At 64.3% G+C, this 9351-nt stretch carries 11 protein-coding genes; 10 read left to right on the top strand and 1 reads right to left on the bottom strand.

The window, feature by feature from the left end; all coding sequences use genetic code 11:
• The 7 genes from EN906_RS12415 to EN906_RS12385 form a co-directional block, all read left to right on the top strand.
• The coding region (locus tag EN906_RS12415) for an ATP-binding cassette domain-containing protein (RefSeq protein ID WP_127375197.1) at window positions 1-521 on the top strand (521 nt) is incomplete at its 5' end.
• Window positions 518-1378, top strand: a complete 861-nt coding sequence (locus EN906_RS12410; RefSeq protein ID WP_127269226.1) for an ABC transporter permease subunit — start codon at window positions 518-520, stop codon at window positions 1376-1378. The genes EN906_RS12415 and EN906_RS12410, both read left to right, overlap by 4 nt.
• Before the next feature lie 29 nt (window positions 1379-1407).
• Complete coding sequence (locus EN906_RS12405) at window positions 1408-1593, top strand: hypothetical protein (protein ID WP_127269227.1); 186 nt, start codon at window positions 1408-1410, stop codon at window positions 1591-1593.
• Window positions 1594-2175: 582 nt separating this feature from the next.
• Window positions 2176-3129, top strand: coding sequence for a sulfonate ABC transporter substrate-binding protein (locus tag EN906_RS12400; RefSeq protein WP_127269228.1), 954 nt, complete (start codon window positions 2176-2178; stop codon window positions 3127-3129).
• 91 nt (window positions 3130-3220) lie between these two features.
• Complete coding sequence (gene ssuD, locus EN906_RS12395; protein WP_164749061.1) at window positions 3221-4384, top strand: FMNH2-dependent alkanesulfonate monooxygenase; 1164 nt, start codon at window positions 3221-3223, stop codon at window positions 4382-4384.
• Window positions 4381-5157, top strand: a complete 777-nt coding sequence (locus tag EN906_RS12390; protein WP_127271637.1) for an ABC transporter permease subunit — start codon at window positions 4381-4383, stop codon at window positions 5155-5157. Before ssuD ends, EN906_RS12390 begins: the two co-directional genes overlap by 4 nt.
• 10 nt (window positions 5158-5167) lie before the next feature.
• On the top strand, window positions 5168-5959 hold the full coding sequence (locus tag EN906_RS12385; RefSeq protein WP_127268050.1) for an ATP-binding cassette domain-containing protein: 792 nt from the start codon (window positions 5168-5170) through the stop codon (window positions 5957-5959).
• A 63-nt stretch (window positions 5960-6022) separates the two neighbouring features.
• On the opposite strand, the gene EN906_RS37255 is transcribed toward EN906_RS12385, so the two are convergent.
• A complete protein-coding gene (locus tag EN906_RS37255; RefSeq protein ID WP_164749060.1) occupies window positions 6023-6199 on the bottom strand; it encodes a hypothetical protein in 177 nt (58 codons plus the stop codon).
• Between the two features lie 309 nt (window positions 6200-6508).
• Here EN906_RS37255 and EN906_RS12375 point away from each other — a divergent pair, with 309 nt between their 5' ends.
• The 3 genes from EN906_RS12375 (at window position 6509) to EN906_RS12360 (ending at window position 9230) form a co-directional block, all read left to right on the top strand.
• Complete coding sequence (locus EN906_RS12375) at window positions 6509-6868, top strand: septal ring lytic transglycosylase RlpA family protein (protein ID WP_127268049.1); 360 nt, start codon at window positions 6509-6511, stop codon at window positions 6866-6868.
• Window positions 6869-7101: 233 nt separating this feature from the next.
• Window positions 7102-8379: a polyhydroxyalkanoate depolymerase gene (locus tag EN906_RS12370; protein ID WP_127268048.1), complete on the top strand. Its 1278-nt coding sequence runs from the start codon at window positions 7102-7104 to the stop codon at window positions 8377-8379.
• 233 nt (window positions 8380-8612) lie between these two features.
• Window positions 8613-9230, top strand: coding sequence for a transglutaminase-like cysteine peptidase (locus EN906_RS12360; RefSeq protein ID WP_127375196.1), 618 nt, complete (start codon window positions 8613-8615; stop codon window positions 9228-9230).
• Window positions 9231-9351: the final 121 nt, after the last annotated feature.

The following is a 9351-nucleotide window of genomic DNA, read 5'->3' as shown; positions in this document are numbered from 1 at the left end:
TGTTCCCATGGCTGACGGCGCGCGAAAACGTTGCCTTCGCGCTCAGGCTGCGCGGTGTCAGGCCAGCCGAGCGGGCGCAGCGCGCCGATGAGCTGCTGGCGCTGGTGAAGCTCACCGACGCCGGCGACAAGCGCATCTGGGAGCTTTCCGGCGGCATGCGCCAGCGCGTCGGCCTGGCCCGGGCGCTCGCCGCCGAACCCGAATTCCTGCTGCTCGACGAACCGCTCGGCGCGCTCGATGCGCTGACGCGCGAACGCATGCAGACGACGCTGCTCGATCTGTGGACGGCAAGCGAGGTCGGCGTGCTGATGGTGACGCATGGCATCGAGGAGGCGCTGGTGCTGGCCACCCGCATCGTCGTGCTAGCGCCCGGCCCAGGCCGCGTGGTGCGGACTTTTGAACCCGGCTTCTCCAGGCGCTACGCATCGGGCGAAGCCATCCGCACCATCAAGGCCGATCCGGCTTTTGCGGTGGCGCGTGGCGAATTGACCGACGCGATCTTCGAAGGAGAGGCGGCATGACCGTTACCTCCTACACCGAGCGGCCGGGACACAAGATCGACGAGGCCGACGGCCTGTCGGTGCCATGGTCGCGACCCAGCCCCAAGCGCAAAGGCGTTTCGGCCCGCGCGGTCAGCGCTGTGACCATCCTGGTGGTGCTGGCGCTGTGGGCGCTGTCGGCCCGCCTGCAACTGGTGTCGCCAGTGTTCCTGCCATCACCTGCCGCCGTGTGGAACAAGTTCATCACCGTCGCCCGTGACGGCTTCGTCGATGCTACGCTGCTGCAGCATGCCGTCGCCAGCCTGTGGCGAGTATTCGCCGCGCTGGTCGCCGCCCTTGCCATTGGCGTGCCGGTTGGTCTCGCCATCGGCATCAGCGCGATCGGGCGCGGCATCTTCGATCCGCTGCTGGAATTCCTGCGGCCTATCCCGCCGCTTGCCTACTTGCCGCTGGTCATCATCTGGTTCGGCATCGGCGAACCGTCGAAGATCCTGGTGATCACTATTTCCATGCTGGCGCCGGTGGCGCTGTCGACCGCGTCCGGCGTTCGCGGCGTCTCGCAGGAGCGCATCAACGCGGCGCGCTCGCTGGGTGCTACCCAGCGCCAAGTGGTCCGCCACGTCATCCTGCCCAGCGCGCTGCCGTCGATCCTGACCGGCCTGCGCATCGCGCTCGGCGCCGGCTGGTCGACGCTGGTCGCCGCCGAACTGGTGGCGGCGACACGCGGGCTTGGCTTCATGATCCAGTCGGCCGCCCAGTTCCTCGTCACCGACGTGGTGGTGATGGGCATACTGGTAATCGCGGCCATCGCCTTCGTGCTCGAATTCACCATCCGCAGGATCGAGCGCGTGCTCGTCCCGTGGGCGGGACGCGAATGATCGGAGCCCAGAGGAGCAGGAGAATGACGATGACCCATTCCACCGCCGTGCTGTTCGCCCAAGCCGGTAACTGGCTTCTCGCCTGGACCAGGGAAAGCCAGCCGCCAGAACAGCAACCGAAATCGCCAACGCCGGTCCGCTGGGACGCCGAGCGCGACCGCCTGCCGCCACGCGACGAGAGTTTTTACTGGGCCTGGCAGTATTGGTCGCAGTGAAGGGGGCGGTGCGACTTTGCGCCGTCCCCGCGTCTTCGTCATCCTAGGGCGGAGCAAGGAGCGAAGCGACGCAGCGCAGACCCTAGGATCCATGCCGCGACGGTGATGCCATGCTCCGGCGGTGAAAGAAACCGAGCGCCTACCAGCCGGTTCCACGAAAGAGCTCGAACCACTCTGGATTGGCTTTTTCGATCAACTCGATCTTCCATTGACGTGGCCAGCGCTTCAGTGACTTCTCGCGCTGGATGGCATCGTGCCGCGCTTCTGGCTCGCGGTCATGTAGACGTAGCCGGTCATGGTTTCAGGGTAGCCCGCGTTATTGGGCGTGCAAGCGCCATTCTGATCCGTTGCATCCTAAAGCCAATGTCACGGCATGGATCCTAGGGTCTGCGCCGCGTCGCTTCGCTCCTTGCTCCGCCCTAGGATGACGAATTCTGGGCTGCCGTAGAAGACAATTCCACATCGATGCCTCAACTCGCAAAATCATTCCTCTACTAAATTTATAGAACTACCTAGCCTGATCCATCTTCCAACCGGCGAGGCCATTTTCCCGGCGCCGATCCGCATCGAAGGAGAGGATCAATGTTCAATCTAACGAGACGTGTTTTCGGCATCGGCCTGCTGGCGGCGACGGTTGCCGTGTCATCCGGCGCCACAGCGCAGGAGCTGAAGCAGCTCAGCATCGGCTATCAGAAGACCGGCCTGCCGGTGATCGCCAGACAGCAGCAGGTGATCGAAAAGGCCCTTGAAGACAAGGGCGTGACGGTCAAATGGGTCGAGTTCACCGCCGGGCCGCCGCTGGTCGAGGCGCTCAATGTCGGCGCCATCGATGTCGGCTGGACCGGCGACGCACCGCCGATCTTCGGCCAGTCGGCGGGGGCCAACATCGTCTATGCCGCCGCGCTGCCGTCGAATGGCGAGGGCGAGGCGATCTTCGTCAAGCCGGCGTCGCCGATCCAGTCGATCGCCGATCTCAAGGGCAAGCGCGTCGGCGTCGGCAAGGGCACCAGCGCGCATAATCTGCTCGTCGCGGCGCTGGAAAAGGCTGGCCTTGCCTTCGACCAGATCACGCCGGTCTATCTCAGCCCGGCGGATGCAGCCGCAGCCTTCGCCAGCGACCAGATCGATGCCTGGAGCGTTTGGGATCCGTTCTTCGCCATCGCCGAAACCCGCTACCAGCCGCGTGTGCTGGCCCGCTCCAGCGAGGTGCTCAAGGTTAACACCTACTTCCTCGCCAACAAGGATTTCGCCAAGGCGCATCCCGAAACCATCACAACGACGATATCGGCGCTTGGCGAGGCGGCGAAATGGGCCGACCAGAACCGAGACAAGGTGGCCGCGGCGCTGCATGAGGTCACCGGCGTGCCGCTCGACGCGCAGATCATCGCCGCCAACCGCACCAAGTTCGGCATCTTTCCGATCACCGACGAGATCATCGCCGGCCAGCAGGCCACCGCCGACCGCTTTTACAAGCTCGGGCTGATCCCGAAAGCGGTCCGCATCTCCGACGCGGTGTGGACGGCACCCGGCAACTAACTTGTCCCCTGACGGCGCCGGGTGAGTACGCCCGGCGCCATTTGCGTTTGCACCCATATCTACAGGAGATCCGCCCGTGACTGTGCCAGACATGACCGCGCCTGCCAGCACCGCACCGCTCGATTTCTTCTGGTTCATCCCGACGCATGGCGACGGTTCTTATCTCGGTTCCGAGGAGCAGCAGCGACCGCCCGAATTCGGCTACTTCAAGGAGATCGCGCAAGCGGTCGACCGGCTCGGCTTTCCCGGCGTGCTGCTGCCCACGGGTCAGAACTGCGAGGATTCCTGGATCACCGCGACAGGTCTCGCGACGCTGACCGAAAAGCTGAAGTTTCTCGTTGCGCTGCGGCCGGGTGTCACGCTGCCGACTTTCGCCGCGCGCCAGACCGCCGCCCTCGATCGCTTGAGCAATGGCCGCCTGCTGCTCAATGTCGTGGTCGGCGGCAACCCGACCGAGCTCGCCGGCGACGGCGTCTTCCTGCCGCATGACGAGCGCTATGCCCAGGCGCATGAGTTCCTGACCATCTGGCGCGGCCTGGTGTCCGGCGAGCGGGTCAATTTCGACGGCAAATATTACCGCGTCGAGAATGGCCGCCTCGACCTTCTGCCGCACCAGGAGCGGCCGCCGCTCTATTTCGGCGGGTCGTCGGACGCAGGCCAGGACCTCGCCGCCGACCTCGTCGACATGTATCTGACCTGGGGCGAACCGCCGGCGCAGGTTGCCGAGAAGCTGGCTGCGGCGCGCGCAAAAGCGGCACTGCGCGGCAGAAAACTGCGCTTCGGCATCAGGCTGCATTTCATCGTTCGCGAGACCGAGGACGAAGCCTGGCGCGCCGCCGACCGGCTGATCAGCCATGTCACCGACGCCCAGATCGAAAATGCGCAGGCGCGCTTCCTCAACCAGATGGATTCGGTCGGCCAGCGCCGTATGGCGCAATTGCATGGCGGACGCCGTGACAGACTGGTCGTCTCGCCCAATCTGTGGGCCGGTGTCGGGCTGGTGCGCGGTGGCGCCGGCACGGCGCTGGTCGGCACGCCGGAACAGATCACCGAGCGCATCCGCGAATACCAGGCGATCGGCATCGATACCATCATCGGCTCGGGCTATCCGCATCTCGAGGAAGCGTACCGCGTCGCCGAGCTTCTATTCCCGAAACTCGGGCTCGGCACCAGGCGGCAGCGGGCGCATGAGAACATCGCCAACGAATTCTCGGTCGGCTTCCATGGCGCCAACCGCCTGCAGGCTTCGTCATGAGCTTTGCCACGCGCCTGCATAGCAATGCCATCGGCTGGTTGCTCCCGGCGCTGGTTATTGCCGGCTGGGAGATTGCCAGCCGCGCGGGCGTCATGCCCGCCAACGTGCTGCCGGCGCCCAGTGCGGTCGCCGAGGCCTTCTGGCGGCTGACGCTGTCGGGCGAACTGGTCCGCAACATCGGCGTTTCGACCGCGCGCGCCCTTGCCGGCTTCGCCATCGGCGGCTCGATCGGCTTTGCGCTTGGCCTTGCCAACGGGCTCTCGACGCTCAGCCGCGGCCTGACCGACACGACGCTGCAGATGATCCGCAACATCCCGCACCTGGCGCTGATCCCGCTGGTCATCCTGTGGTTCGGCATCGACGAGGAAGCCAAACTGTTCCTGGTGGCGCTCGGCGTGTTCTTTCCGATCTATGTCAACACGCTGCTCGGCATCCAGAGCGTCGACCCGCATCTGGTCGAGATGGGCCGCGTCTACGGCATGGACCGGCGCGCCCTGTTCTTCCGCGTCATCCTGCCCGGTGCGCTGCCGGCGATCTTCGTCGGCCTGCGCTATGCCCTGGGCATCATGTGGCTGACGCTGATCGTCGCCGAAACCATCTCGGCCAGTTCCGGCCTCGGCTACATGGCCATGCAGGCGCGCGAATTCCTGCTGATCGATGTCGTCGTGCTGTCGATCCTGATCTACGCGCTGCTCGGCAAGCTCGCCGACAGCCTCGCCCGCCTGCTCGAGCGGCTGTCGCTCGGCTGGCATCCGGCCTTCCAGAACAGATGAGAGATTGCCCATGACCGCCGCCAGCCTGACCGCAGCCCGTTCCTTCGTCGCCACGCCGGTGCGACCGATCGGCTCCGTCGAAGGGCAGCGGGCCTTTGCCTTCAGGCAAGCCGGCAAGCGCTTCGGCGACAAGACCGTGCTCGACGGCATCGACCTGGACGTGCCGGCCGGGCAGTTCCTTGCCGTCATCGGCAAGAGCGGCTGCGGCAAAAGCACGCTTTTGCGGCTTCTGGCCGGGCTCGACCGGCCGACATCGGGATCGCTGACATTCGGCGTCGAAGAGGAAGGACACAGCCGCACGCGCTTCATGTTCCAGGAACCACGGCTCCTGCCCTGGGCCAGCGTGGTGAAAAACGTCGAGGTCGGGCTGACCGGGATTGCTTCCGGCGCGGAGGCAAGGCAACGCGCGCTCGACATTCTCGGCGAGGTCGGGCTTGCCGACCGGGCCGACGAATGGCCTTCGGTGCTGTCGGGCGGCCAGAAGCAGCGCGTGGCGCTGGCCCGCGCGCTGGTCGGCCACCCGCAGATCCTGGCGCTCGACGAGCCGCTCGGCGCACTCGACGCCCTGACCCGCATCGAGATGCAGCAGCTTCTGGAACGCATCTGGATCGCGCAGAAGTTCACCGCCGTTCTGGTCACGCATGATGTCGCCGAAGCGGTCGCGCTGGCCGACCGGGTCGTGGTGATCAGCGAAGGCCGGATCGCGCTTGATCTGGATGTGCCCGTGGAACGGCCGCGCCGGCGCGGTTCGGTGGAGCTTGCGCGGCTGGAAGGCAAGATTCTGGATCGGCTGTTCGGGTAGGTTTGTCGGGGGCGGCGCCGCAATTGGCGGAGTGGGGGTCGACCTTTCTTCGAAGCTCACCCTCTAGCGATTGGCCCACACCAATCCCCCCAGCCCGACCAGCATGGTGACGACACCGATATACAGCCATTGCGACTGGCCGGTCATGAAGCTGCCGCCGACAACGCCGACGCCTTGCAGCGACCACAGCACGCCGACGGCAAGCACAATCAAGGCCAGCAGATTTTTGATCAGCCTCATTGCCGGATCTCGCTTTCGAAGTCGATTGGTTGGAGCATCGGGGCCGCGATAAAAGAGCCGAAGGAAGTGGCCCGACCATGCCGGGCTCTACTTGGATATTAATGTTCGATCTTGTCAAACGGACGTCTGACCTCAACACAAAGATCATCATTGATTGACCATCGCGTGCCGGAAAATCCCTGACAGACTGTTACCCAGCGACTCCAAACGTGTGCCATTGCCACGGAACCGCCAGATCACTGCCGCATTTCGCGCCTTATTTGGCACCTAACGGCTGGGGTCTGTCAAAAACGGAGCCATCCCCCAAATATGAAGAACCCAAAACAGACCGCGCTTGTCGCGGTAACGATCGCTGCTGGCCTGATGGTCGGCGCTTCTTCGGCGACCGCCGCCGCCCAGTGCGGCCGCGCCTCGTGGTATGCCCTGCACTCCAAGACCGCCTCGGGCGAGCGCATGAACCCGTCGGCGCTGACCGCCGCGCATCGCACCTTGCCTTTCGGCACCAAGCTCAAGGTGACCAACAAGAACAACGGCCGCAGCGTCGTCGTGCGCATCAACGATCGCGGTCCGTTCATCAAGGGGCGCGTGCTCGACCTGTCGAAGGGTGCCGCCGGCCAGCTCGGCTTCATCGGCTCCGGCCATACTTCCGTGTGCATGGCGCGCGTCTAGAGCTCCCTGTGTCCGGCAAAAGGGCCGGACACATTGCCTACACATTTCGCAGCCGCACACTGAGCCGGCTGGCGCCGTTCGGCCCCGATTTCCATGGCCTTGAACCAAAGAAGCATTGGTCACGCAGCGTGACGTATTGCATCGCAGCAATTAGTTGTTAACTTCCCCGCGAGACATCTAGGGCTCGGCGCTGCTCGTCGTCCCTTCGGTCGCAGGCAGCAGCGGGGTTCTCGATGTTCTACCAGCTCTATGAGATGAACCACGCGGCCCTGCAGCCGGCGCGCCTCTATGCCGACGCGGTGCGGATGTTCTATTCCAATCCACTCAATCCGTTTTCCCACACCCAATGGGGCCGTTCGATCGCGGCGACGGCCGAACTGTTCGAGCGCACCACGCGCCGCTACGGCAAGCCGGCCTTCGGCCTGAGCAAGACCGTGGTCGACTGGAAGAGCGTCGAGGTCACCGAGAAGACCGTCTGGTCGAAGCCGTTCTGCAATCTCGTCCGCTTCGAGCGTGCCGTGCCCGCCGGGCGCAAGCCCGATCCGAAGCTTCTGATCGTGGCGCCGATGTCGGGCCATTATGCGACGCTGCTGCGCGGCACGGTGGAAGCGATGCTGCCCTATGCCGACGTGCACATCACCGACTGGGTCGATGCCCGCATGGTGCCGCTTGCCGATGGCCAGTTCGATCTCGACGACTACATCGATTACGTCATCGACATGCTGCACACGCTGGGGCCGGACACGCATGTGATGGCGGTGTGCCAGCCTTCCGTGCCGGTGTTGGCCGCCGTGGCGCTGATGGAAACGAAGGGCGACCCCTTCGTGCCCTCGACCATGACCTTGATGGGCGGCCCGATCGACACCCGCAGCAATCCGACTGCGGTCAATCTGCTGGCGCAGGAAAAGGGCATCGACTGGTTCCGCGACAATGTCGTGATGCATGCGCCCTGGCCGGTGCCGGGCTTCGGCCGCGAGGTCTATCCCGGTTTCCTGCAGCTGTCCGGCTTCATGAGCATGAACCTCGACCGCCACATCATCGCCCACAAGGACTTCTTCATGCATCTGGTGAAGCATGATGGCGACAATGCCGAGAAGCACCGCGATTTCTACGACGAGTATCTGGCTGTCATGGACCTGACGGCGGAGTTTTATCTGCAGACCGTCGACACCGTCTTCGTTCGCCAGGCCTTGCCCAAGGGCGAGATGACGCATCGCGGCACCAGGATCGATCCGTCGGCGATCCGCAACGTCGCGCTGTTCACGGTCGAAGGCGAGAACGATGACATATCGGGCCTTGGCCAGACCAAGGCGGCGCATGATCTGTGCCCCAATATCCCGGCTGAGCGGCATGCCCACTACATGCAGCCGGCGGTTGGCCATTACGGCGTGTTCAACGGTTCGCGCTTCCGTTCCGAAATCGTGCCGCGCATCGTCGACTTCATCACCAGCTATGGCCGCCAGGAGCGTGTCGCGGTGAAACCGAAGCTGGTCCGCGCCGCCAAGAGATAATGCAAGTCGCCCAAATTGCGGATTTTTGGACGATGACCTGCATAGAACCAAGCTTAACGGCGACAAACCGTGAGATTGACCGGTAAAAGCCGGCTGGCTGGCCGATTCTGTTGCACAAGTGCCGCTGTCCAGCCCCTCGGGTAACCATGCCGACAATCCGACCGTCGTCGTAATTGACACGGACTGTAAATCCCCCTTAACCTTTCGTTAATAACAAAGGGTGAGCGGGGACAATGATTTCCTCATCGATGGCGCAACGGCTGCGCGTGTATGTGGCGGCCGGGCTGGCAGTGACGGCGGGCTGGGGGGCACCGGCTTTGGCGGGTGGAGCGATGGCGACCGGGGGTCTCACCTCGCAGCCGATCGGCCACTATGATTTCTGCAAGCTGCATCCGGGCGAGTGCTCGATCCGCCCGACCAATCTGGCGCCGGCTCCGATGAGCGACGGGCTGATGCGCAAGCTCCTCAATGTCACTGCCAGGGTCAATGCCGCCGTCAAGCCGATGAGCGACATGGACATCTACGGCAAGGACGAGGTCTGGGCCTATCCCGACAAGGGCGTCGGCGATTGCGAGGACTATGTGCTGGAAAAGCGGCGCCAGCTTTCACGCATGAGCATATCGCTTGCCGATCTGCTGATCACCGTCGTGCGCAAGCCCGACGGCGAGGGCCACGCCGTGCTGACGGTGCGCACCGACGAGGGCGACTATGTGCTCGACAATCTGACCGACAAGGTCAAGCCATGGGACGCGACCGGTTACCGCTTCCTCAAGCGGCAGGCGATCGACAACACCGGCCGCTGGGTCTCGATCCGCGGTGGCCAGCAAGTTCTGGTCGGCGCGGTTCAGTAGGTTTTGGTACGCCCATCCCGGCACGTCGCGTTCTTGTGGCGCGCTTTAGCTGCTTTCACATCATAGGTCGCCGCCGCCCCTCATTGTCCTGCCGGACATTTCTCCCCGTATAGGGACGGGG

Source organism: Mesorhizobium sp. M7A.F.Ca.CA.004.06.1.1 (genome assembly GCF_003999135.1).
Taxonomy (GTDB): Bacteria; Pseudomonadota; Alphaproteobacteria; order Rhizobiales; family Rhizobiaceae; genus Mesorhizobium.
Note: the sequence above shows the minus strand (reverse complement) of the source record. Positions and strands in the feature narration are given on the sequence as shown.